The 22,307-nt window shown below is 71.0% G+C and carries 22 protein-coding genes; 14 read left to right on the top strand and 8 right to left on the bottom strand.

Going from position 1 to position 22,307, the window contains the following annotated elements; translation table 11 throughout:
- Positions 1-38 precede the first annotated feature (38 nt).
- Together ACT01A_RS15955 and ACT01A_RS15950 are read right to left on the bottom strand one after the other, a co-directional pair.
- Positions 39-755, bottom strand: a complete 717-nt coding sequence (locus ACT01A_RS15955) for a sortase (protein ID WP_445148075.1) — start codon at positions 753-755, stop codon at positions 39-41.
- A gap of 2 nt (positions 756-757) precedes the next feature.
- Positions 758-2,548 (bottom strand): hypothetical protein, encoded by a 1,791-nt coding sequence (locus ACT01A_RS15950; RefSeq protein ID WP_445148074.1) that lies wholly within the window; start codon positions 2,546-2,548, stop codon positions 758-760.
- Between the two features lie 24 nt (positions 2,549-2,572).
- Here ACT01A_RS15950 and ACT01A_RS15945 point away from each other — a divergent pair, with 24 nt between their 5' ends.
- From ACT01A_RS15945 to ACT01A_RS15925, 5 genes are read left to right on the top strand one after another with little or no spacing between them, the layout of a single operon-like run.
- Entirely contained in the window at positions 2,573-3,286 is a 714-nt protein-coding gene (locus ACT01A_RS15945) for a response regulator (RefSeq protein ID WP_445148073.1), read from the top strand.
- Between the two features lie 18 nt (positions 3,287-3,304).
- On the top strand, positions 3,305-4,714 hold the full coding sequence (locus ACT01A_RS15940) for an ATP-binding protein (RefSeq protein WP_445148072.1): 1,410 nt from the start codon (positions 3,305-3,307) through the stop codon (positions 4,712-4,714).
- Complete coding sequence (locus tag ACT01A_RS15935; RefSeq protein WP_445148071.1) at positions 4,711-5,853, top strand: S1C family serine protease; 1,143 nt, start codon at positions 4,711-4,713, stop codon at positions 5,851-5,853. Before ACT01A_RS15940 ends, ACT01A_RS15935 begins: the two co-directional genes overlap by 4 nt.
- Before the next feature lie 15 nt (positions 5,854-5,868).
- Positions 5,869-7,143: a glycosyltransferase gene (locus ACT01A_RS15930; protein ID WP_445148070.1), complete on the top strand. Its 1,275-nt coding sequence runs from the start codon at positions 5,869-5,871 to the stop codon at positions 7,141-7,143.
- A complete protein-coding gene (locus ACT01A_RS15925) occupies positions 7,140-8,606 on the top strand; it encodes an alpha,alpha-trehalose-phosphate synthase (UDP-forming) (protein WP_445148069.1) in 1,467 nt (488 codons plus the stop codon). The genes ACT01A_RS15930 and ACT01A_RS15925 overlap by 4 nt, the downstream gene beginning before the upstream one ends.
- Before the next feature lie 335 nt (positions 8,607-8,941).
- Here ACT01A_RS15925 and ACT01A_RS15920 read toward each other — a convergent pair whose 3' ends face one another.
- Positions 8,942-9,445, bottom strand: coding sequence for a hypothetical protein (locus ACT01A_RS15920; RefSeq protein WP_445148068.1), 504 nt, complete (start codon positions 9,443-9,445; stop codon positions 8,942-8,944).
- 99 nt (positions 9,446-9,544) lie between these two features.
- Between ACT01A_RS15920 and rpsF the strand changes: the two genes are divergently transcribed.
- On the top strand, positions 9,545-9,934 hold the full coding sequence (gene rpsF, locus ACT01A_RS15915) for a 30S ribosomal protein S6 (RefSeq protein WP_445148067.1): 390 nt from the start codon (positions 9,545-9,547) through the stop codon (positions 9,932-9,934).
- Positions 9,935-10,145: 211 nt separating this feature from the next.
- Entirely contained in the window at positions 10,146-10,631 is a 486-nt protein-coding gene (locus tag ACT01A_RS15910) for a single-stranded DNA-binding protein (RefSeq protein WP_445148066.1), read from the top strand.
- An 87-nt stretch (positions 10,632-10,718) separates the two neighbouring features.
- On the opposite strand, the gene ACT01A_RS15905 is transcribed toward ACT01A_RS15910, so the two are convergent.
- On the bottom strand, positions 10,719-11,351 hold the full coding sequence (locus ACT01A_RS15905) for a hypothetical protein (RefSeq protein ID WP_445148065.1): 633 nt from the start codon (positions 11,349-11,351) through the stop codon (positions 10,719-10,721).
- A gap of 73 nt (positions 11,352-11,424) precedes the next feature.
- On the opposite strand from ACT01A_RS15905, the gene ACT01A_RS15900 reads away from it, so the two are divergent.
- The 7 genes from ACT01A_RS15900 (at position 11,425) to ACT01A_RS15870 (ending at position 18,446) form a co-directional block, all read left to right on the top strand.
- Positions 11,425-12,201, top strand: coding sequence for a pentapeptide repeat-containing protein (locus ACT01A_RS15900; RefSeq protein WP_445148064.1), 777 nt, complete (start codon positions 11,425-11,427; stop codon positions 12,199-12,201).
- 165 nt (positions 12,202-12,366) lie between these two features.
- On the top strand, positions 12,367-12,699 hold the full coding sequence (gene rpsR / locus ACT01A_RS15895) for a 30S ribosomal protein S18 (protein ID WP_272475166.1): 333 nt from the start codon (positions 12,367-12,369) through the stop codon (positions 12,697-12,699).
- 4 nt (positions 12,700-12,703) lie between these two features.
- Positions 12,704-13,153: a 50S ribosomal protein L9 gene (rplI, locus tag ACT01A_RS15890; RefSeq protein WP_445148063.1), complete on the top strand. Its 450-nt coding sequence runs from the start codon at positions 12,704-12,706 to the stop codon at positions 13,151-13,153.
- Between the two features lie 162 nt (positions 13,154-13,315).
- Positions 13,316-14,734 (top strand): replicative DNA helicase, encoded by a 1,419-nt coding sequence (gene dnaB, locus ACT01A_RS15885; protein ID WP_445148062.1) that lies wholly within the window; start codon positions 13,316-13,318, stop codon positions 14,732-14,734.
- A 63-nt stretch (positions 14,735-14,797) separates the two neighbouring features.
- Positions 14,798-16,123 (top strand): adenylosuccinate synthase, encoded by a 1,326-nt coding sequence (locus ACT01A_RS15880; RefSeq protein ID WP_445148061.1) that lies wholly within the window; start codon positions 14,798-14,800, stop codon positions 16,121-16,123.
- 10 nt (positions 16,124-16,133) lie between these two features.
- The gene (locus ACT01A_RS15875; protein WP_445148060.1) at positions 16,134-17,147 is read left to right on the top strand and encodes a Gfo/Idh/MocA family protein; all 1,014 of its coding nucleotides are present in this window, start codon (positions 16,134-16,136) and stop codon (positions 17,145-17,147) included.
- 3 nt (positions 17,148-17,150) lie between these two features.
- Positions 17,151-18,446 (top strand): nucleotide sugar dehydrogenase, encoded by a 1,296-nt coding sequence (locus ACT01A_RS15870; RefSeq protein WP_445148059.1) that lies wholly within the window; start codon positions 17,151-17,153, stop codon positions 18,444-18,446.
- On the opposite strand, the gene wecB is transcribed toward ACT01A_RS15870, so the two are convergent.
- Genes wecB through ACT01A_RS15850 form a run of 4 tightly spaced genes read right to left on the bottom strand, consistent with a single transcriptional unit; the run spans position 18,443 to position 22,274 of the window.
- Positions 18,443-19,522, bottom strand: a complete 1,080-nt coding sequence (wecB, locus tag ACT01A_RS15865; protein ID WP_445148058.1) for a non-hydrolyzing UDP-N-acetylglucosamine 2-epimerase — start codon at positions 19,520-19,522, stop codon at positions 18,443-18,445. The genes ACT01A_RS15870 and wecB overlap by 4 nt on opposite strands.
- Positions 19,519-20,316 carry an aminotransferase class IV gene (locus ACT01A_RS15860; protein ID WP_445148057.1) on the bottom strand — a complete coding sequence of 266 codons (798 nt, stop codon included), beginning with the start codon at positions 20,314-20,316 and terminating at the stop codon, positions 19,519-19,521. Before ACT01A_RS15860 ends, wecB begins: the two co-directional genes overlap by 4 nt.
- Before the next feature lie 15 nt (positions 20,317-20,331).
- Positions 20,332-21,603, bottom strand: a complete 1,272-nt coding sequence (locus ACT01A_RS15855) for a sensor histidine kinase (protein ID WP_445148056.1) — start codon at positions 21,601-21,603, stop codon at positions 20,332-20,334.
- Complete coding sequence (locus ACT01A_RS15850) at positions 21,600-22,274, bottom strand: response regulator transcription factor (RefSeq protein ID WP_445152837.1); 675 nt, start codon at positions 22,272-22,274, stop codon at positions 21,600-21,602. Before ACT01A_RS15850 ends, ACT01A_RS15855 begins: the two co-directional genes overlap by 4 nt.
- Positions 22,275-22,307: the final 33 nt, after the last annotated feature.

The following is a 22,307-nucleotide window of genomic DNA, read 5'->3' as shown; positions in this document are numbered from 1 at the left end:
GCCTGTGAGCGTCGGCGACCCGATCTCCGACGGATGTCCTACCGCGCGGCCCCGAGCGGCTCAACCTTGGTCAGACGACTGACAACGACGATCCGCTGGGCGGCGCTGAACAGCGGGTGGCAGGCGCTCAGCACCAACCGGTCGTAGCCCACGTCGCGCAGGACGCTGACCTCGTCGGGATCCACGATCCGCGTGCGCTGAACGCGATAGGTGAAGGTCGCGTAGGGCATCTTCACCGTGATCCGGTCGCCGCGCTTGAGCTCGTCGATGTGCCGAAACGGCGCCAGATACGTGGTCCGGTGCCCGGCGATCGCCGACGTCCCGCCGACTCCGGGCAGGGGCGTGTCGTCAAAGGTTCCGGGTCCTTTGCGCAAATCCTCAGGGTCAGAGCCCTTCACCATCACGAAGTCCGCGTCCAACCGCGGGATCTTCAGCGTGCCGATCGCGTCGCCCGGCGCGGTGCGCCGCTGCAACGAGCGCGCCAGGAACGCGATCCGGCGATCCTGGCCGTCGATCCCCGCCAGCACGCGCCGCTCGATCGCCGTCGGCCCGCGCGCCTCCAGCTTCTTGAGGTCCTTGGACAGCCCACGCTGGCGCAGCTTGGTCTGCAGCGCGGTGACCGGCTCCTGCCAGAGCAGCGTGGTCCCCGCGTCCAGCAGCACGAGCACGCCGACCGCGATCAACACGGTGGACAACCCGTGCAGGGCGCGCCGACGGCGCGCCGGGCGGGCCGTGCTGCCGGTGGCCGCCGCCATCGCTACGGCTGCCGCATCCCCGACGGCGTCCCGCCCAGCGACCCCGGCCCCGCGTAGGTGACCGGCCCGCGGACCGTGATCTCCTCCGGATCCTCGTCCTGCGGGCGGCGCTTGCGGATCGCGACCAGCGCGGCCGCCACCAGGCAGCCCCAGAACAGCGACCACAGCACCCACGAGCCGATCGGCACGTGGCCGCCGGCGACCAGCAGCGTCCAGAACCAGACGCCCTCCAGCGGTGTCAGGTCAAACGCGCCCGCGCTGACCCACCACGTCAGCGCCAACGGCAGCAGCGCCGCCAGCACGAGCGCCAGCGCGGCCGACCGCGGCCAGCGCAGGTCCGGCGTCAGCGCCCACGGCCAGAGGTGCACGGCGGGGACGACGAGCATCGCCGCGTACGGGTTGCTGAGCCAGATCCCGGCGCCGATCGCGACGCTGAGCAGGCCGATCGCGACGGTCGCGCCCGGGCCGTCGGGCTCGCGGCGGCGCACCCGCGCCGCGCCCGAAGCGTGCAGCAGCGCGGCGCGCGCCACCAGCCAGCCGAGCGCGAAGACGAGCACGAGCACGAGCAGCGCGGCGATCGCGCCGCCGCCGAGCTCCAGGTTCGCGCCCGGGACCGGCGCGCCCGGCGCGTCGATCAGCCCCGCGGTCGCCAGCAGCCGCGCGAAGATGCAGGTCAGCAGGAACGGCACGCCGCCGGCCAGCGCCCAGACGCCCCACGGGCCCATCGGCTCGTGCCGGCGGCGCAGGCGCGCGAGCGCGTCGATCCCCATCAACAACGGCGGCAGCAGCAGCGTCCCGACCAGCAGGCGCACCGCCCAGCCCGGCAGCACCTTGCCGCGGATGACGAGGTCGTCGCGCGGCGGCTTGGCGTAGTCGCGGAAGTTGTCCAGCGCGTAGAGGACGCGCAGCGTCGCGCGGCCGAAGCCGGCCATGCGCGCCTCGGAGACCCGCACGTCGCGCCCGGCCGGTCGCTCGCCGGTCGGCGACAGCAGGATCGCCGGCTGGCCGTTGCGCAGGAACGCGCCCTGCTCGCCGATCGTCGCCGGGACCGCCATCCGCAGCCACTGCACCGCGGCGCGCGGCGCGCCCGGCGACGTGCCCAGCTCGAGCTGCGCCGCGCGCTGCACGGTCGCCTGCAACTGCACCGGCGCCTGGCCGCGGCCGTCGGAGTACGGGACGACGAACGGGCGCCGCGTGGTGGTCGCGCCGACCGGCCCGAGGACGATGACCGCGTCGGCGGTCTCGATCAGGCGCTCGGCCTCCTCGGAGGCGCCGGTCGCGCCGCCGCTGCCGCCGGTCGTCGAGATGAAGGTGATCGTCCGGCGCAAACGCCCGTCAGCGGCCACGCGCGCGAGCTCCAGCAGCGCGGCGGTCGCGCTCAGCTCGGCGCGCGCCGGGTGCGCGGGGTCGCTGTCGGCCGCGTCGCGGTGGGCGACGACCACGACGCCGGGGCCGGGCACGCCGGGCCGCGTGGCGACCACGTCAACCAGGTCGCGCTTGCCGTCGGTGGTGGTCGCGCGGTAGCGGTGCTCGACCACGGTGCCCGGGACCGACTCGCGCAGCTGACCCGCCACGTAGGTAGCCAAGCGCGCATCGCCGTCGGAGCCTGGGCGCCGTGATGGAAATGCCTTGGCGAGGGCGTCGAGCGTCTGTCCGGCCCGGATCTTGTCGAACGCCTCCGGCGACAGCGTCGTCCCGATGGGCCGCGGGCGGTCCTGCAGGGAGAACGCCGCGACCAGCAGCGCGAGCAGCACGGGCACGAACGCGACGCGGTAGAGGCGCGGGTCGAGCATCCGCCTACAGTGTGTCTCATAGCGATGGCCGAGCGTGCACCGAGGATCTTGTTGGCCGACGACGAGCAGTCGATCCAGACGCTGCTCTCGTTCCCGCTGCGCAAGGACGGCTACGAGGTCACGACCGCGGCCGACGGGCGCGAGGCCCTGGCGCGCTTCAACGAGGGCAAGTTCGACCTCGTCGTGCTCGACGTGATGATGCCGCGCATGGACGGCCTGGAGGTCTGCCGCCGCATCCGCGCGCGCAACACCGTCCCCATCATCATGCTCACCGCCAAGTCCGAGGAGATCGACAAGGTCCTCGGGCTCGAGCTCGGCGCCGACGACTACATCACCAAGCCGTTCTCGCTGCGGGAGTTCCGCTCGCGCGTGCGCGCGGCGCTGCGACGCGCCGGGATGCAGACGCAGACCGAGCCGGAGGCCGAGGACCAGCCGCTCTCGGTCCACGAGCTGGAGATCGACCCGGCCAAGCGCGCGGTGCGTGTGCGCGACGCCAACGTCGACCTGACGTTCGTGGAGTTCGAGATCCTCAACGCGCTGGCCCGCAACCCCGGCCGCGTGTTCACGCGCGACATGCTGCTCACGCGGATCTGGGGCGACAGCGCCTACCGCGACCCGCGCACGATCGACGTGCACATCCGGCACCTGCGCGAGAAGCTGGAGACCGACGCCAAGGACCCGGAGTATCTGTTCACGGTCCGCGGCGTTGGCTACCGCTTCAGAGACGAAGCCCGGTAGTCAGACTTCGCGCCGCGAATGAGATCGCTGCGCACCCGCCTCGCGCTGTCGCTGTTCGTGATCGTCCTCGGGGCGGTCGCGATCGTCGGCCTGGCCGTGCTGCGCGGGTTGAGCGATGCGCTGCGCGACGAAGCGCTGGACAACCTCCAGATGCAGGCGATCCGGTACTCGCGCGGGATCGACGTCGCGATCGACAAGGGCGACAGCGCGCGCCGCATCGACCTGCTCGTGCGCGACGCGGCCGACAACGCGACCGCGCGCGTGACGCTCCTCGGGTTGTACTCCAACAACGGCGCGCTCCGGACCTACCCGAAGTCGGACTCGACGCGGCAGGTCGAGATCCGCGACCTCCAGTTCGACGTCGCCATCGACGCGGCGAACGCGCGGACGCCGCAGACGGCGGTCGAGGCCGGCGACGCGGGCCGCGTCGGCGAGGCCGCGATCCCGCTGATCTACGAGAACCCGAACACCAAGCAGCGGACCGTCGGGTCGGTCGTCGTGTTCTCGCGGCCGCTGACCGACGTCGACGACGACGTCCGCGTCGTGCGCGACCGCGTGCTGTTCGGGACGGCCGTCGCGCTGCTGGTCGCCGCGATCGGGGCGTGGATGATCGCGCGCGGGGTGGCGCTGCGCGTGCGCCGCCTGGAGGCGGTCGCCGACCGCGTCGCCGAAGGCGACCTGACCGTGCGCTTCCCGATCGAGTCCTCCGACGAGCTCGGGCAGCTCGCCCAGACGCTGGAGCAGATGCGCCGCCAGCTCGCCGAGCTCGACGACGCCCGCAGCCGCTTCATCGCGACCGCCTCGCACGAGCTGCGCACACCGCTGTTCTCGCTCGGCGGCTTCCTGGAGCTGCTGGAGGAGGAGGACCTCGACGAGGAGGACCGCGCGCGGTTCATCACGCAGCTGCGCCAGCAGGTGCGGCGGATGCAGGACCTGGCGACCGGGCTCCTGGACCTCTCCAAGCTGGAGGCCGGCTCGCTGGAGCTGCGCCGCGAGCGCACCGATCTCGGCGACGTCGCGCGGATGGTCGCCGACGAGTTCGCGCCGTCGCTGTTCGTGCACGAGTCGCACCTGGAGCTGCGGCTGCCGCCAGAGCCCGTGATCGTCCACGGCGACCCGGAGCGCGTCGCGCAGGTGCTGCGGATCCTGATCGACAACGCGCTGACGCACACGCCGCCGGGGACCGACCTGGTGGTGTCGGCGTCGCGGCGCGGAGATCGCGCCCGGCTGGGAGTGGGGGACTTCGGACCGGGTATCCACCGGACCATGTTGCCCCGGATCTTCGAGCCGTTCGTGACCTCGGACGACGCGCAGGGATCCGGGCTGGGGCTGGCGATCGCCAGCGAGCTGGCCGAGCGCATGGACGGCCGGCTGGCCGTGGACTCCCAACCGGGACGCACGACGTTCACGTTGGAGCTGCCGGCATGAGGCGCCTCCTCGCGCTGGCGGCCGGCCTGGTCGTCCTCGCGAGCGCGGGCTGCGGCGACGAGAAGACCACGACGACGGTCGCCGACACCGTCGCCCGCACCACGCGCGTGGAGGTCGTCAAGGGCGCCGACCCCACCGGCGCGTTTGACCCGCAGGCGATCTACCGGCGCGACTCCGACGGCGTCGTCACGCTGTTGGCCGCCGACTCGGGCGACTCCGGCGGCGGGCTGGGCAGCGGGTTCGTGGTCTCGGACTCCGGCGAGGTCGTCACCAACGCGCACGTCGTCACCACCGGCGAGGGCGCGACGATCCGCAAGGCCCGCGCGGTCTTCGTGCGCTTCGGGGACGGCAACCAGGTCAACGGCAAGATCATCGGCTTTGACCCGTTCAGCGACGTCGCGCTGGTCAAGGTCGACCCGGCAGGGCTGACGCTGCGGCCGCTGGCGCTCGGGTCGGTCGACGACGTGGCGGTCGGCGAGCCGGTCGCCGCGATCGGGTCGCCGTTCGGCGAGGAGCGGTCGCTGTCGGTCGGGGTGATCAGCGCCTTGGACCGGTCGATCCAGTCGCTGACCGGCTTCTCCACCAGCGGCGCGATCCAGACCGACGCGGCGATCAACAGCGGCAACTCGGGCGGGCCGCTGCTGGACGCGCGCGGCCGCGTGCTCGGGATCAACTCGCAGATCCGGTCCTCGAGCGGGACCGGCAGCGGCGTCGGCTTCGCGGTCCCGGTCGACGTCGTCAAGCGCTCGCTCGCCCAGCTGCGCGAGACGGGCAGCGTCAAGTACCCGTACCTGGGCGTATCGACCTTGGGGGTCTACCCGCAGCTCAACGAGCGCTTCAAGCTGGGCGCCGCACGCGGCGCCTGGGTCCAGATCATCGTGCCCGGCGGACCTGCGGATCGCGCCGGCCTGCGAGCCGGGACCGAGCGCGCGACGTTCCAGGAGCAGCCGTGGCGCGACGGCGGCGACGTGATCGTCAAGGTCGACGACGTCGCCGTCCGGACCGACGCCGACCTGGCGCGCGCGTTGGACGACAAGACGCCGGGCCAGACCGTGCAGATCGCGATCCTGCGGGACGGCAAGCCGCGGACCTTGCCGGTGCGGCTGGGGACGCGCCCGCTCCAGTCGCCGCGCGGCTGAGTAAGGTCGGAGATCGTGCTCCAGCCCGTCACCCTGGGGTCCAAGACCCTCGCGGACTACACCCACATCTTCGGACGTGAGGAGATCGCGGAGATCCGCGAGCTGGCCGAGCCGCTGCGCGGCGCGCGGGTCGTGCACGTCAGCGCGACGGCGTTCGGCGGCGGCGTGGCGGAGATCCTCTACACGTTGGTGCCGCTGATGAAGGACGTCGGGATCGACGTCGAGTGGCAGATCATCTACGGGCGCGAGGAGTTCTTCAACGCGACCAAGGTGATGCACAACGCGCTCCAGGGCGCACCCGAGGGGCTGACCACCGCGCAGTGGGACATCTGGCGCGAGTACAACGAGATGAACGCGCGCGAGCTGCCCGGCGGATGGGACGTGGTGATCGCCCACGACCCGCAGCCGGCGGCCCTGCACTCACTCGTCCCTGAGAAGGGGCGCGGCTGGGTATGGCGGTGCCACATCGATCTGTCGACGCCCCACGCCGAGACGCTCGCCACGCTGTTGCCCTACATCAAGGACTACCCGCAGACGCTCTTTCACATGGAGCAGTACGTCCCGGCCGGACTGAACGGCAAGGTCAACGTGGTGCCGCCGGCGATCGACCCGTTGGCGCCCAAGAACATGGCTTTGTCGCCCGACGACGCGGCGTACGTCTGCGGGCAGTTCGGCATCGACGTCGACCGGCCGCTGATCGTGCAGGTCTCCCGCTTTGACCCGTGGAAGGACCCGCTGGGCGTGATCGACGCCTATAGGTTGGTCAAGGAGAACGTCCCCGGGGTGCAGCTGGCGCTGGTCGGCTCGATGGCCAGCGACGATCCCGAGGGCTGGGACTTCTACAACGCGACCGTGGCGCACGCCGACGGAGATCCGGACATCTTCATCCTGAACAACTTCAACAACGTCGGCTCGATCGAGGTCAACGCCTTTCAGTCCCAGGCCGACGTGGTCGTGCAGAAGTCGATCCGCGAGGGCTTCGGGCTGACCGTGTCCGAGGCGCTCTGGAAGGGACGGCCGTTCGTGGGCGGCGACGTCGGCGGGATCCCACTTCAAGTCGAGCAGGGCGTCACCGGGTACCTGGTGAAGTCCCCCGAGCAGTGTGCGGCGCGCTGTGAGGACATCCTGCTGGATCCCGTCCTGGGCAAGGCGCTGGGCCGGCGGGGCAAGGCGCACGTGCGCAAGCACTTCCTGACCCCCCGCTACCTGCGCGACTACCTTCGGATCTTCGGGGAGCTGCTCGGGACGAGCGCTTCCACCCCCAGTTCGGCCGCGGAGGGCACGGCATGAGCGACAGCGAGACACAGCGCCCGCTGATCCTGGTCAGCAACCGCGGGCCGGTCACCTTCGACGACGAAGGCAGCTTCAAGCGCGGCACGGGCGGGCTGGTGACGGCGCTGACCGGGCTGGCGTCACACCGCGAGGTGGTGTGGATCGCTTCTGCGCTGACCGAGGGCGACAAGCGGCGCGTCGAGGAGGCGGGCGAGAAGTCGTTCTCGGTCGACACCGCGGGCGAAGGCACGTTCCAGGTGCGGATGGTCGTCAGCGACGACGATGCCTACGACCGCTTCTACAACATCTTCGCGAACCCGATGCTGTGGTTCATCCAGCACTACCTCTGGGATCTCTCCAACGCGCCGGACGTCCGGCGCCACGAGATCGAGGCCTTCGAGTTCGGCTACAACGTGGTCAACGAGGACCTGGCGCGCGCGGTCGTCGAGGAGATCGAGGGCGTCGAGGAGCCGGTCGTGATGGTCCACGACTACCACCTGTACACCTTGCCGGGCCTGATCCGAAAGGCGCGCCCGGACGCGTTCTTGCATCACTTCGTCCATATCCCGTGGACCCAGCCGGATGCGTGGCGGGTCCTGCCGCGCGGGGTGCGGCGGGAGATCTACGAGGGGTTGCTGGCCAACGACATCATCGGCTTTCACACGCGGTCCTACCGCTGGAACTTCTTGCAGTGCTGCCGCGACCTGATGGACTTGGACGTCGACTTCACCAACGGCATCGTGCGCTTCGAGGACCGCGAGGTCTGGGTGCGGGCCTATCCGCTGCCGATCGACTCCCAGGCGATCCGGCGCAACGCCGCCAACGAGCGCGTGGCGGAGTTCGAGGCCGAGCTGCTGCGCCGCCGTCGCGAGCACCTGGTGCTGCGCGTCGACCGCGCGGACCTCTCCAAGAACGTGCTGCGCGGGTTCACGGCCTTCGACCTGTTCCTGGAGCAGCATCCGGAGTTCCGCGAGAACGTCACCTTCGTCGCGCAGCTGATGCCGTCCCGAACCGACGTGCCCGAGTACGCGGAGTACCTGGAGCGCATCGAGGCCATCGTCGCCGTCGTCAACCACCGCCACGGCACGCCCGACTGGATGCCGATCCAGCTCAAGCTGAAGGACGACCTCGACGACGCGATCGCCGCCTACAAGCACTACGACGTGTTGTTGGTCAACGCGATGTTCGACGGCATGAACCTGGTCGCCAAGGAAGGCCCGATGGTCAACGAGCGCCACGGCGTGTCGATCTTGTCCGAGAACACGGGAGCTCACGAGGAGCTCGGCGAGTTCGCCTTGTCCGTGAACCCGTTCGACATCCAGGAGCTCGCGGACTCGATCCACGCGGCGCTGACGATGGCGCCGGGCGAGCGCGAGCGGCGGGCGAAGGGGTTGCAGGAGATCATCACGTCGCGTGATCCGGGGAACTGGATCGACGACCAGATCAAGGACATCAGGAAGAAGGCGGGGGTGGAGGCTTAGGCCTCTGGCGGTCGGCCTCGCGCTTCTAGCGCTAGTGGTTGGCCGGTGTGTCCGTGACGTCCGCTCGTCTCGCTCCGCCTCGCGCTCATGCTTTATGCGACGCGGCGCGCTGCGGGTTTGTCTCGCTGCTTCGTTGGCGCGGGGCGCCGTGGCATCGCAGGCCGCGCTCCGGTCTCCGCTCGCCGACGGAGTCACGGAACACCGGCTTCCTCGGCGTGGGCTGCCGCGGGGGCGCCGCGAGCTAACCGGCCGTCTTCCGTGGCCGGGGTGCCACGCCGCGTACAAGAGCCCACCGCCGGGTCGTCCTCGGCCTTCGCTTCACCTTGCCAGAGCCATCAGGGCCGGAACTCCGCGCCTGCCGGCGCCGGCGCCGCGGTTGGCCATGCTCGCTCCACCGTGCCTCCCTCGCCCGTCGCGACCTGACTGGCGTCCCGCCGTCTCGCTGCCGTCCTTCGCCGCTTCCGCGCCCGCTCTGCCGTCGCCTTTCGTGCCGCGCGTCGTTTGGCCGCCTTCCGCGTGGCCGCACGTCGTCGCGCGTCCGCTCGGTCCGCCTCCTCACTCGCCTCGCCGTCGCTCGGCGCCCCGTCCGCCACCTCGTCGCTCGCCGCCTCAGGCTCGTCCCCGCTCGGGGCTGCCCTTTCGCCCTCCTCCTCGCCGCTCTCCGCCATCTCACTCGCCCCGCCGTCCGCGACCACGGCCGGCGGCTCGGTCAACGCCGGCGGGAGCGTGGGTTCGTGGTGCTTGCCTCGCAGCAGAGAGAAGGTGAGAAGGGCCGCGAGGAGGAGGGCGAAGGCGCGGGCGAGGTTGGTCCAGCGGATGCGGTGCAGGAGGTCGGTCATGGCGCGCGGAGGTCGGCGCTCGTGCAAGTTCGCCCCCCAGAGGTCCTTGGCCGAACGGTTGGCGCTATAGTCAGCCGTCGCCCTCGGGGCCCTTTTCTCATGCCTGCACAGAACCCGACTTACGACCTCATGCTGCTGCTCGACACCTCCGCCGAGGAGGAGCAGCGCAGCAAGGTGCTCGCCGAAGCCGAGCGCATCCTCGACACGAACGGCGCGACCGTCGTCAGCAAGCACGACTGGGGCGTTCGCCGCACCGCGTTCGAGATCCGCCACAAGAACGACGCCGAGTACCACCTGCTGCAGTTCCAGGGTGGTCCGGAGGTCCCGGCGGCGCTCGATCGCTACCTGCGGATCGCCGACGGCCTCGTCCGCTTCCGCGTCATCAAGCTCCGCGGGCGCGAAGGCGCCGTGCCGGACCTGACCGCGTCCGCCTCCGAGCCCGTCGCCTCCGAGGCGCCGGCCGAGGCCGCGCCGGTCGAGCGCCTCTAAGCGCTCCTCCGCACACCCGCGTATCGCTTTTGCAGCGTCGCCATCCGGCGGCGCTGCTGTCGTTCTGGGGACCGTCTTGCGGCGGAACCCGCGTGAACTGCACAGACATCGCGCAGAAACGGCCGGACGTTGCAGGCTTTCCCGCTTTGGCGTCAGGACCGGCCCCTAGACTCGCCGCAGACTTCAAGTTCGCCCCCGAAAGGAGCCCGTTGTGGCCGCCTCCAACATCAACCGGGTCATCCTGACCGGCAACCTCACCTTCGATCCCGAGCTGCGCTCCCTGCCGAGCGGCACGTCCGTCTGCAAGCTGCGCGTCGCCGTCAACACGCGCCGCAAGAACAACGCGACGAACGAGTGGGAGGACAAGCCCAACTACTTCGACGTCACGGTCTGGGGCGCTCAGGGCGAGAACGCCGCGCGCTACCTCTCCAAGGGACGCCCGGTCGCCATCGACGGCCGCCTGGAGTGGTCGGAGTGGCAGGACAAGGACACCGGCAAGAACCGCTCCAAGGTCGAGATCGTCGCCGACACGGTCCAGTTCCTCGGCGGCCGTGACGACAACGCCGGCGGTGGCGGCGGCTTCACGCCCCGCGCCGACGTGCCGACCAACACCTCGGACTTCGGCCCGCCGGCCGCGACGCCCCAGCCCGTCTCGACGCCGGTCTCCACGCCGGCCGACGACGACATCCCGTTCTAGAAAGTTCCTGCACGCGGGCCCGCTCCCCGCAGCTTCCGCAGGATCTCCGAGCCCCCGGCGCCCCCACGGCACCGGGGGCTCTCCGCTTTAAGCGGCCGGCTCACCCGAGTTAGGCACGTCCAACGCATAAAGAGCAGCGAGAGGCGGGGTGAGGATCAGAGTAAGAAGCGCCGGGATCGTCATGCCTGCCAACAATGTGGACATGGCCTCGATCCATCCCGTGCTCGTAGCGATTGCGGCGAGCCCAAACAGTTCAGCGACCGCTGGGCCTACGACGAGGACGAAGAATCCCGCTCGTAGGATGAACCGGTCCGCACGCTGATTCCGTGGAGCAGCCTGCGAGCGCACGTCGAAGAATTGACGCTCGAGGATGACGGCCAGCAGCAGAACTGGGATGACCTGCACGATCTGCTCGTAGAAGGCTGAGCGCAATGCCAGATCAGCGCCCATCAACCCCACTGCGCCGATCCATGGCACGGCGGCAAATGCCACGAGTACGGCGCCGGTATGCGCGAGTAGCGGATCCTCAAGAGCCTGACGCGTAAACGACCCTTCCCGGGCGGGGTTTTCGTGAACTGCGTAACCCACTGCGACAACAGCGAGGACACCCACATCGACCGCGATATGGACAGCCTTCGGCCCGGCCCACACCTGATGGAGCAGGGCAAGACCACATGCCACTAGGCCCGTTAGGTAGGTGATGAGCAGTCCAAGCAACACACGCCGCGCAACGCGCTCAGCTGGCGGGAGCGTCACCCACGAGCCCGCGACGTGAGGAGAAGGTGGGACAGGCATGGTGTCTGACTCGCTCATCGGTCAGCGGAGTTCGACGCGACGACGCGAATTCCTGATCGAGCCGCGTGCGAGGATGGAGCCGATGGCCAGACGTGAGTTCGACGACCCCAGCCCGAGGGAGCCGGTGGGCCCGCGTGGCGTGGAGGACCTCCGTGGGGAGGATCTGATGCGGCTGGCGATGGAGGACGAGGCCCGGATCGAGGGTGTCGAGCTGACCGGCGCGCTCGCGCCGGGCGTGGTGGCACGCGGCGTCACGATCGAGGAGACGCGTGTCCGGGGCTCGCTGGCCGGCGCGAAGTTGCACGACCTCCACCTTCACGACGCCGAACTGGTCGGCGCGGACCTCGCGAACCTCGATCTCACCAAGGGGCACATCGACCGGGTGGTGTTCACCGACTGCCGGCTCACCGGCGCGCAGCTGATCGAGACGACGATCAAGGACGTCGTGTTCGTCGGGTGCCGGCTGGACTTCGCGGTGCTGGCCGAAGCGCGACTGGATCGCGTGCGGTTCACGAAATGCGAGCTGCGCGAGATCTCCCTGGAGGGTGCGCAGCTGCGCGACGTGCGGTTCGAGTCCTGTGATCTGAGCCGGGCGACGCTCGATCGGTCGCGGCATCAGCGCGTCCTGCTCGAAGGCTGCCGGCTGGAAAGCGTGCGGTCGCTGCAGGACCTGCGCGGCGCCGCGATGCCGTGGCCCGACGTCGTCGACCAGGCCGAGGCGTTCGCCGCGGCGCTGGGCATCGCCGTGGCGCGGGATCCTGAAGAGGACGCGTAAGCCGCTACCCTGAGTCGCCGCACCGGCTCGGTCCATCCGGACCGTCCGGTAGGTGCCACGCGCCGCCCCGGCGGCGCACGTGTCACACTGTCCGTTCGCGCGTCCAGCTAGGCGCGCGTTCGCACGTCAAGACTTCATTCGCAACACCCAAGCAGAAGGAACACCGTGGCCAAGCAGCGCAAGAGCGCGACGAAGCCGGCTCGCCGCCGGGACAAGAAGGGCGGCCCGGGCAGCGGGCGTCGCAAGCCCTGCCCGTACTGCAAGGACAAGATCGAGCTCGTCGACTACAAGGACGTCACGGGCCTGCGCCGTTTCGTCTCCGAGCGCGGCAAGATCCGCTCGCGCCGCATCACGGGCGCCTGCCGTCGTCACCAGAACCAGATCGCGACCGCCGTCAAGCGCGCCCGCGAGCTGGCCCTGCTGCCGTACGCCGCCGAGCCCGCGTCCGAGTCCGTCGGCGGCCGCCGCGGCCGTGACCGCGATCGGGACCGGGACTAGCGCCATGCCTGAGGCCATCCTGCTCAAGGACGTCGATGGCGTCGGCTCCCGCGGTGCCGTCGTTGACGTCTCCAAGGGCTACCTCCGCAACTTCCTGATCCCGCGCAAGCTCGCCGCCCCGGCCAGCAAGGGCCTCCTCCGCGAGGCCGAGCGCAACCAGGACGCCTACAACAAGGCCACGGCGACGCGCATCGCCCAGGCCCAGGAGCAGGCGGAGCAGCTGAACAAGACGGTCCTGACGATCGCCCAGCAGGCCGGCGAGGACGGCCGCCTGTTCGGCTCGGTCACCAACCAGGACATCGCCGAGGCCATCAAGGAGGCCCGCGGCATCGAGGTCGACCGTCGCAAGATCAAGCTCGACGAGCCGATCAAGAACGTCGGCACCTACCAGGTCGAGCTGGAGATCGCCGAGGGCGTCACCGCCTCGGTCAAGGTCATGGTGTCGGAGGCCTAACCGGCCGCTGCTCGCATACCGCTTCGCCGCGACGGCGCCCTCCGGGGCGCCGTCGCGCGTTAAGCGGCGGCACCGCCCGCGCGACCGTTACGAAATAGCGCGCGCAGAGCGGCAACTTCGCGTGCTTGCCGCCTGGGGGCGCGCTACGGTCGTCTGCTCACTGTGACGACGTACGACTATGACTACTCCGAGGCCGAGGGGGCGGGTGGGTCCGGTTCCTCCATGGGCCAGGCGGCGCTCGCCCCGCCGCACTCGACCGAGGCCGAGCAGTCGGTGCTCGGCGCCGTGCTGCTGTCGGACAAGGTCCACTACGCGTACGTCATCGAGGAGGGCCTGAAGCCGGAGGACTTCTACCGGGAGCGCCACCAGGTCATCTACGCGTCGATGCTCGCCCTGTACGAGGAGAGCGAGCCGATCGACGTCGTCACGGTCACCGAGCACCTGCGGGCGCGTGGCGCGCTGGAGCAGGCGGGTGGACCCGCGGAGATCGACGGGCTGACGGCCGCGGTGCCGGCGGTCGGCAACCTGCGCCGCTATGGCCAGATCGTCCGCGAGATGTCGCTGTTGCGCAAGCTGCTCAACGCGACCTACGAGATCCAGTCGACGGTCCACAACCACGAGCTGTCGCCGCGTGACGCGGTCGAGCAGGCCGAGAAGGCGATGCTCGAGGTCGGCCGCGACGACCGCCAGAAGGACTTCCGCAAGGTCGGCGAGGTCCTGCACGAGGAGCTCGACCGCTGGCACATGCTCTCGACCGAGGGCCAGACGATGACCGGCACGCCGTCGGGCTTCACCGAGCTCGACGAGATGACCGGCGGCTTCCAGCCCGGCAACATGATCATCATCGCCGCGCGCCCGTCGATGGGCAAGTCGGCCTTCGTCACGAACATCGCCGAGAACGTCGCGCTGCATCCCGACCGCCCGCGGCCCGTCGCGCTGTTCTCGCTGGAGATGAGCGAGTCCGAGCTCGCCCAGCGCTTCATCGCCTCGCAGGCGTCGATCAAGGGCGACGACCTGCGCAAGGGCCGCCTGAAGGACGAGCGCAAGTGGAAGCGCGTCCTGGAGACCGCGGCCCGCTACGACAAGTCCCCGCTCTACGTCGACGACTCCTCGGACATCGGGATCCTCGAGGTCCGCGCCAAGGCCCGCCGCCTGCACCAGCAGACGATGGCCGAGTACGGCGGCCTGGGCATGATCATCGTCGACTACCTCCAGCTGCTGCGCACCGACGCGCGCACCGACAACCGCGTGCAGGCGATCGGTGAGATCTCCCGAGGACTGAAGATCCTCGCGCGCGAGCTGGAAGTCCCGGTCATCGCGCTGTCGCAGCTCTCCCGTGGCGTCGAGTCGCGCACCGACAAGCGCCCGATGCTCTCCGACCTGCGTGAGTCCGGCCAGATCGAGCAGGACGCCGACCTCGTCATGTTCATCTACCGCGACGAGTACTACAACGAGAACACCGACCGCCCGGGCGAGGCCGACCTGATCGTCGCCAAGCACCGCAACGGCGGCCTCGGCGACGTGCCGCTGACCTTCCAGGGCGAGTACCCGCGCTTCCTGGGCCTCCAGCGCGCCGCCTAGTCAGGCCATTTCCGGGCCGCGAGCCCGGTCGGCGGCCCCGAGTTCCCTACAATTTCAAAAGAAATGCCAGGAACCGTGATCGTCGGCGCCCAGTGGGGCGATGAAGGCAAGGGCAAGGTCATCGACCTCCTTGCCGAGCACGCAGACGTAGTTGTCCGCTTCCAGGGCGGCAACAACGCGGGCCACACGATCATCCACGCGGGTGAGACGTGGAAGTTCCACCTCATCCCGAGCGGCATCCTGTACCCGGGCCGGACCTGCGTGATCGGCAACGGCGTGGTCGTGGACCCGGCGGTCCTGACGACCGAGATCGACGACCTGCGTGCCCGCGGCGTCGACGTCAGCGGCCTGAAGCTCAGCGCCAACGCGCACCTGATCATGCCCTACCACCTCCTGCTGGACATGGAGGGCGAGCAGAAGCTCGGCAAGAACCTGATCGGCACGACCAAGCGCGGCATCGGCCCCGCCTACGCCGACAAGGCCGCGCGCCTGGGCATCCGCGTCCAGGACATGCTCGACGAGCGGATCCTGAAGAAGAAGATCGCCGCCGCGCTGGAGCCCAAGCGCCAGCAGCTGCGCCCCTTCAGCCGCGAGATCGACCTGCAGACGATGACCGAGGAGTACCTCACCTACGGCCACCGCCTCGAGCAGCACATCGCCGACACGTCCGCGCTGGCGTGGCGCGCGCTGGACGAGGACAAGCACATCCTCTTTGAGGGCGCCCAGGGCGCGCTGCTGGACATCGACCACGGCACCTATCCGTTCGTGACGTCGTCCAACCCGGTCGCGGGCGCCGCGACGACGGGCTCCGGCGTCGGCCCGCGCGACATCGCCGAGGTGTGGGGCGTGACCAAGGCCTACGCCACGCGCGTCGGCGCCGGTCCGTTCCCGTCCGAGCTGCACGACGACCTCGGCGAGGAGATCCGCCAGAAGGGCGGCGAGTTCGGCACGACGACCGGCCGCGCCCGCCGCACCGGCTGGCTCGACGTCGTCGCGCTGCGTTACGCCGCGCGCCTGAACTCGCTCAGCGCGCTGGCCGTCACCAAGCTGGACGTGCTGTCGGGCTTCGAGACGCTCAAGGTCTGCACGCAGTACCGCGGGACCAAGGACGAGGACTTCATCACCGACGTGTTCCCGTACCACCAGTCGGTGCTGCACCACGCCGAGGGCGTCTACACCGAGCTGCCCGGCTGGACCGAGGACATCTCCGACATCCGCTCCTACGAGGACCTCCCGGCCAACGCCAAGTCCTACCTGGCGTTCCTGGAGGAGGCCGTCGGCGTGCCGGTCGTGCTGGTCGGCGTCGGCCCGGGCCGCGAGCAGATCATCTGGACCGAGGGCGCCAAGGACTCGGCCCTCGCCTCCGACGCGATCCGCGCCACCGCGTAGCCTTCCCTCCGTGGGACGCCTCGAGCCCCCGCGCGGCGCCGTCATCGGCCTGGGGATGATGGGGCGCCACCACGCGCGCATCCTGCAGTCCAACGCGGCGATGCGCTTCGCGGGCGCCGTCGATCCCGGCGGCGACCGCTTCGGCGCGGTGCGGGACGGCGCGTTGTTGTACGACTCGGTGGACGCGCTTCTGAGCGGAGCGGGCGGCGCTCCCGACTTCGCCGTCATCGCCGTGCCCACCGAGGAGCACGTCGCGGTGGCGCAGACGCTGGCGCAGGCCGGCGTGCACGTGCTGATCGAGAAGCCGCTGGCCGCGACCGTCGAGGAGGCGCGCGCGATCATCGACGCGGTACGCGCGGCGGGCGTGCGCGGCGCGGTCGGCCACGTCGAGCGCTGCAACCCGGCGCTGCTCGCGCTGCGCGAGCGCGTGCAGGCCGGCCAGATCGGCGAGGTCTACATGGTGGGCACCGAGCGCGTCGGGCCGTTCCCGGATCGCGTGAAGGACGTCGGCGTGGTCAAGGACCTGGCCACGCACGACCTCGACCTCGTGCGCTGGCTCGGCGACGCGCCGATCGAGCGAGTAGCGGCGCAGACCCAGCACCGCATGGGGCGCGACCACGAGGACTTGGTCCTGGTCACCGGACGGCTGGACAACGGCCGCGCGTTCAACTCGATGGTCGACTGGCTGACACCGACCAAGGTACGCCGCACGCGCGTGCTCGGCGAGGGCGGCATGCTCGTCGCCGACACGCTCAGCGCCGACCTGTACTTCTACGCCAACGCCCACGTCCCGACCGCTGGGTGGCCGGACGCGGCGGCGCGGCGCGGCGTCGCCGAGGGCGACATGACGCGCTACGCGCTGGAGCGCCGCGAGCCGCTGGCGGTCGAGTTGGAGGCCTTCTGCGCGCTGATCGGCGGCGACGAGGACGCGACGGTCGTCTCGCTCGAAGAGGGGCTGGAGACGGTGACGGTCGCCGAGGCCGTGTTGGAGAGCGCCCGGTCCGGCGAGACGGTGGCGTTGTAGTCGATGCGTGCCGTTGTTGTCGCGCTTGGGAAGGTCGGGCTGCCGCTGGCCGCGCGGATCGCGCTGGCCGGGCACGAGGTGGTCGGCGCCGACGTCGACCCGCGCGTGATCGAGACGGTGAACAACGGCCAGGCGCCGTTCCCCAACGAGGCCGGGCTGCCGGAGGCGCTGGCCGAGACGGTCGCCGACGGGCGGCTGCGCGCGGTGGCCGACACCGCGGCGGCCGTCGCGGAAGGGCCGGACCTCGTCGTGGCGGTGCCGCCGCTGGTGGTCGACGCGAGCGCGCGCCCGGATTGGAAGATCCTCGACGCGGTCGTCGCCGACATCGGGCGGGGGTTGAAGCCCGGCACCACGGTGTCGATCGAGACCACGGTGCCCGTGGGCACGACGCGCTCGCGAGTGAAGCCCGCGTTGGAGGCGGCGTCCGGGCTGCGCGAGGGCGAGGACTTCCACTTGGTCTTCTCCCCGGAGCGGATCTTCAGTGGGCGCGCGATCGCCGACCTGGACAACTACCCCAAGTTGGTCGGCGGGCTCACGGCGGCGGGCGAGGCGCGCGGGATCGAGTTGTACGCCTCGTTCCTGAATGCCGAGGTGCGGGGGCTGGGTTCTGCGGAGGCCGCGGAGCTGAGCAAGCTCGCCGAGACGACCTACCGCGACATCAACATCGCCTTTGCCAACGAGCTGGCGCGCTACAGCGACGAGCTGGGGATCGACGTCCTCAACGTGATCGACGCGGCCAACTCCCAGCCCTACTCGCACGTCCACCGGCCCGGGATCGCGGTCGGCGGCCACTGCATCCCGGTCTACCCGCGCTTCCTGCTCGCCGGCGACGCCGATGCGCGCCTACCGCTGGCCGCGCGTGAGATCAACGAGCGGATGCCGTCCTACGCGGCCGACCTGCTCGGCGACGTGGCGGGCAAGCGCGTGCTGATCCTCGGTGTCGCGTATCGCGGCGGCGTGAAGGAGACGGCGTTCAGCGGGGCCTTCGCGCTGCGCGACACGCTGGTGGGCCGCGCCGCGGACGTGGTCGCCCACGATCCGATGTTCTCCGACGACGAGCTGCGCGGGCTCGGCTTCAAGCCGTGGACGAGCGGCGAGCCCGTCGACGCCGCGGTCGTCCAGGCCGATCACCATGCCTATGAGTCGCTCAGCGCCGCGGAGCTGCCGGGCGTGCGCGTGGTGGTCGACGGGCGCGGCGTGCTCGACGCGGCGCGCTTCCCGGGCGTGCCGGTGCGGCGCATCGGGCGCCCGGACGGCGGCACGCCGGACCCGGGCGCGGAGATCGCGCCGCGCAGCTAGGCCGCGACCGGCGCGAGCGCGTCGATCGCCGCCACTACCCGTTCGCCCGCGCGGCCGTCCCCGTAGAGCTCGGGGTGCGCGGTGGGCGGCTCGCGGCGGAGCTCTTGTAGCGCGCGGTCGGCGTCGAGGTCGACGAGGACGTTCCAGCCCACGTCGACCGTCTCGACCCACTCGGTCGTGTCGCGCAGCGTCACGCACGGGACGGAGGCGAAGTAGGCCTCCTTCTGCACGCCGCCGGAGTCGGTCAGCATCCGCCGCGCGTTGGTCAGCAGCGAGGTGAAGGCCATGTACCCGAGCGGCGGCGTCAGGCGGACGTGCGGCGCGGCGGCCAGCTCGTCGAGCCAGCCGGCGGCGTCCAGGCGCGCGCCGGTGCGCGGGTGCAGCGGGAGCACGACGGGCTCGTCCAAGGCCAACAACAGGTCGACCAACCGCCGCAGGCGCTCCGGCACGTCGACGTTGCCCGCGCGGTGTGACGTGCACAGGATGTACTCGCCCGGCTCCACGCCCGCCTCGCGCAACGGCTTCAGGTCGGCCCGAGCCCGCGGCTGGAACATCATCGACACATCCACCATCACATCGCCGACGTTCGCCACGCGCCCGGCGACCGACTCGCGCGCGAGGTTCGCCTCGGCGGTCGCGCTCGGCACCAACAACAACTCGCTCAGGTGGTCGGTCAGGACGCGGTTGAGCTCCTCGGGCATCGTCCGGTCAAACGACCGCATCCCCGCCTCGACGTGCACGACCGGGACGTTGCGCTGCGCCGCCGCCAGCCCGCCGGCCAGCGTCGAGTTGGTGTCGCCGTAGACGAGCACGACGTCCGGCGCCTCCTCGTCCAGCAACGGCCCCAACTCGGCGAGCATGCGCGCGGTCTGCTCGGTGTTCGTCCCGCCCGCGATGTGCAGCTGACGCGCCGGGCGCGGGATCGCCAGCTCCTCGAAGAAGATCGCGCTCAGTTCGTCATCGTGGTGCTGGCCGGTGTGAACGAGCACCTCGTCGTGGCGCTCGCGCAGCAGCCTCGAGACCGCGGCCGCCTTGACGAACTGCGGGCGGTTGCCGATGACCGTGACGATCTTCACGCGGGCGCGATCTCCTCGCGCACGTGCGCGGCGAAGACGTCGACGGCGGCGCGCGTGAGAGCGCCGGGCGTGTCGGGGAAGGTCGTGTCGTCCACGCGCGAGACCGCTTGGACCTCGCGCGTCGTCGAGGCCAGGAACGCCTCACGCACCCGCCCGAGCGAGTCATAGGTGATGACCTCCTCGCGCGCGTGCGGCAAGAGCGACAACAAGCGGCGGCGCGTGATCGAGTCCAGCACGCGGTCGCTCAGCGGCGGCGTGACGAGCGTCTCGCCGTCGAAGGACGCGAAGAACGAGGAGGTCGGCGCCTCCAGCACGCGGCCGTGCGGGGTCACGAGCAGGGCCTCGTCGAACCCCTTCTCCTTGGCGATCCGCTGCGCGAGCATGTTGCCCGCGTAGGACAAGGACTTGACGCCGTCGAGGATTCGCGGCGGCACGTACTCCACGCGCGCGAGCGCGACAGACGGCGCGATCTCCGGCACCGCCTCGACCAGCCCGATGCGCCGACCGTCGCGCGAGACCAGGAAGCGGATCGCGCCGTTGACCGGCCCGGCCTCGGCCAGCAGCGCGTCGACGTCGGCGCGCACGGCGCTCAGGTCGATCTCCAGGCGCAGGTTGTGCGCGGAGTTCGCCATCCGGCGCAGGTGGTCGTCCAGCGCGAACGGGCGGCCGTCGTAGACCTTGACGACCTCGAAGACCCCGTCGCCCCGCAGCAACCCGAGGTCGGTGACGTTGATGGTGGCCTCGTCGGCGGGCAGGACCGTGCCGTCCAGGACGGCGAGCGCGGAGAGGGCCATGAGCCCTGATGTTAGTTACGTGGTCAGCGCCTCGACCGGCACGGCCGGAAGGGCCAAGCGAGCGACCGTGCCCGGGCCGTCGGGCGCGCGGTCCAGCGTGATCGTGCCGCCGTGCGCCTCGGCCACCTGCTTGACGATCGCCAGGCCCAGGCCGGAGCCCGGGCGCCCGCGCGAGTTGGCGCCGCGGTGGAAGCGGTCGAAGACGTGCGGGAGGTCCTCAGGGTCGATCCCGGGGCCGTGGTCGCGGACGGTCAGGACGCCGTCGCGCAGGCCGACCTCGACCACGGCGCCGGCCGGCGAGTGCTTGGCAGCGTTGTCGAGCAGGTTGTTGATCGCGCGCGCGAGGCGCTCCGGCGAGCCCTCAACCACGGCCGGCTCGGCGTCGAGGCGGAAGTCGAGCTGCGGCGCGTGGCGGCGCGCGCGCTGGACCGACTCGTAGGCCAGCGCGTCGAGGCGCACGTCCTCCACGTTCGGGTCTGGGACGTTGCCGCGGGCGAGGTCGATGAGGTCGCCGATTAGGTCGGTCAGCTCCTCGGCCTGCTCGACGACCTCGCCGGCGATCAGGCGGCGCTCCTCGTCGGGGACGTGCGAGGCGTCGCGGAGCATCTCGGCGTTGGTGCGCAGCGAGGTCACCGGCGTGCGCAGCTCGTGCGAGGCGTCGGCGACCAGTTGGCGCTGGGCGGCAAGCGAGTCGGCTAGCGCGCCCTGGGAGTCGGCGAGCTCCTGCTCGGTCGGCGCGGCGACCGGGCGGGAGAAGATCCGTGCGAGCAGCGCGGCGAAGCCGGTGCCGAAGATCGTCAGGAACGCGAGCACGATCTTCAGCCGCGAGAGCGCGCGGTCGACGGAGCTGAGGCTGCGCGCGAGCTGTAGGGCGCCGCGGGCGGGCAGGCCGACGGTGAGCATCCGGACGTGGACGCCGTCGGCGGTCGTGTCGGTCCAGGCGCGGCCGCTCTCGCGCTTGGCAATGGCCTTGGTCTCGGCGGTGATCGGCAGCGACGGCTCGTTGGATCCGGGCGGCCGTGGGTTCGTGCCGGCCGGCGTGACGAACTGGAAGTAGGCCTGCGACGCGCCGGTGCGACGCTGGGGCTGCGGGAGGCGGCGCAGGTCGCCGTTGGCGGGATCGAAGCGCGGCGCGCGGGCGACCTGGACGGCCTGCTCGCGCAGCGAGTCGTCGATCTGCCCGCGCAGCTCGCCGCGCATGACGAAGTAGCAGACGCCGGACGCGAGCACGAGCGTCGCACCGACCACCAGCGCGGACATGAGCGTCACGCGCCGGCGCAGGCTCACGTGGGTTCCTCGCGCAGGATGTAGCCGACACCGCGCACGGTGTGCAGGAGGCGCGGCTCGCCACCGGCCTCGGTCTTGCGACGCAAGTACCCCATGTAGACGCCGAGGACGTTGGAGGTCGCGCCGAAGTCATAGCCCCAGACCTGCTCGAAGACGACGCTGCGCTCGAGCACCTGGCGCGGGTGGCGGAGGAAGAGCTCCAGCAACGCGTACTCGGTGCGCGACAGCTCCAGGCGCCGCTCGCCGCGCCAGACGTCGCGGGTGGCGGGCTCCAGGCGCAGGTCGCCAAAGCGGAGCTCGTCGGAGGGGCCGTCGACGCGACGGAGCAATGCGCGCAGCCGTGCCTGGAGCTCGCGGAGCGCGAACGGCTTGACGAGGTAGTCGTCGGCGCCGGCGTCGAGGCCGGCGACGCGGTCGTCCACCGAGTCGCGCGCGGTGAGCATCAGGACCGGCGTGCGATCGCCGGCGGAGCGGAGCCTTCTGCACGCTTCGAGCCCGTCGAGCTGCGGCATCGAGACGTCGAGGACGATCGCGTCGTACCGCGCCTGCGCGACGCGTTCGAGCGCTTCGCGGCCGTCCTGCGCGAGGTCCACCTCGTAGCGCTCGAGGTTCAGCGCGCGGTGCAGAGAGGTCCGCACCGCGAGTTCATCGTCGACCACGAGCACACGCATGGACACGAGGGTGCCGAGGCTAGCTGGGAAGTC

The organism is Baekduia sp. Peel2402, assembly GCF_052567285.1.
The sequence above is the reverse complement of the archived record's forward strand: the minus strand, read 5'-3'. Positions and strand labels throughout refer to the sequence as shown.

Excerpts from the sequence above, each read along its gene's own strand:
- ACT01A_RS15860 (WP_445148057.1), bottom strand. The coding sequence starts at position 20,316 with ATGGCCCTCTCCGCGCTCGCCGTCCTGGACGGCACGGTCCTGCCCGCC.
- ACT01A_RS15920 (WP_445148068.1), bottom strand. The coding sequence starts at position 9,445 with ATGACCGACCTCCTGCACCGCATCCGCTGGACCAACCTCGCCCGCGCC.
- ACT01A_RS15945 (WP_445148073.1), top strand. The coding sequence starts at position 2,573 with ATGGCCGAGCGTGCACCGAGGATCTTGTTGGCCGACGACGAGCAGTCG.
- ACT01A_RS15870 (WP_445148059.1), top strand. The coding sequence starts at position 17,151 with ATGCGTGCCGTTGTTGTCGCGCTTGGGAAGGTCGGGCTGCCGCTGGCC.
- ACT01A_RS15925 (WP_445148069.1), top strand. The coding sequence starts at position 7,140 with ATGAGCGACAGCGAGACACAGCGCCCGCTGATCCTGGTCAGCAACCGC.
- rplI (WP_445148063.1), top strand. The coding sequence starts at position 12,704 with ATGCCTGAGGCCATCCTGCTCAAGGACGTCGATGGCGTCGGCTCCCGC.
- ACT01A_RS15900 (WP_445148064.1), top strand. The coding sequence starts at position 11,425 with ATGGTGTCTGACTCGCTCATCGGTCAGCGGAGTTCGACGCGACGACGC.
- ACT01A_RS15935 (WP_445148071.1), top strand. The coding sequence starts at position 4,711 with ATGAGGCGCCTCCTCGCGCTGGCGGCCGGCCTGGTCGTCCTCGCGAGC.
- ACT01A_RS15850 (WP_445152837.1), bottom strand. The coding sequence starts at position 22,274 with ATGCGTGTGCTCGTGGTCGACGATGAACTCGCGGTGCGGACCTCTCTG.
- ACT01A_RS15950 (WP_445148074.1), bottom strand. The coding sequence starts at position 2,548 with ATGCTCGACCCGCGCCTCTACCGCGTCGCGTTCGTGCCCGTGCTGCTC.
- ACT01A_RS15955 (WP_445148075.1), bottom strand. The coding sequence starts at position 755 with ATGGCGGCGGCCACCGGCAGCACGGCCCGCCCGGCGCGCCGTCGGCGC.
- ACT01A_RS15940 (WP_445148072.1), top strand. The coding sequence starts at position 3,305 with ATGAGATCGCTGCGCACCCGCCTCGCGCTGTCGCTGTTCGTGATCGTC.
- rpsF (WP_445148067.1), top strand. The coding sequence starts at position 9,545 with ATGCCTGCACAGAACCCGACTTACGACCTCATGCTGCTGCTCGACACC.
- ACT01A_RS15880 (WP_445148061.1), top strand. The coding sequence starts at position 14,798 with ATGCCAGGAACCGTGATCGTCGGCGCCCAGTGGGGCGATGAAGGCAAG.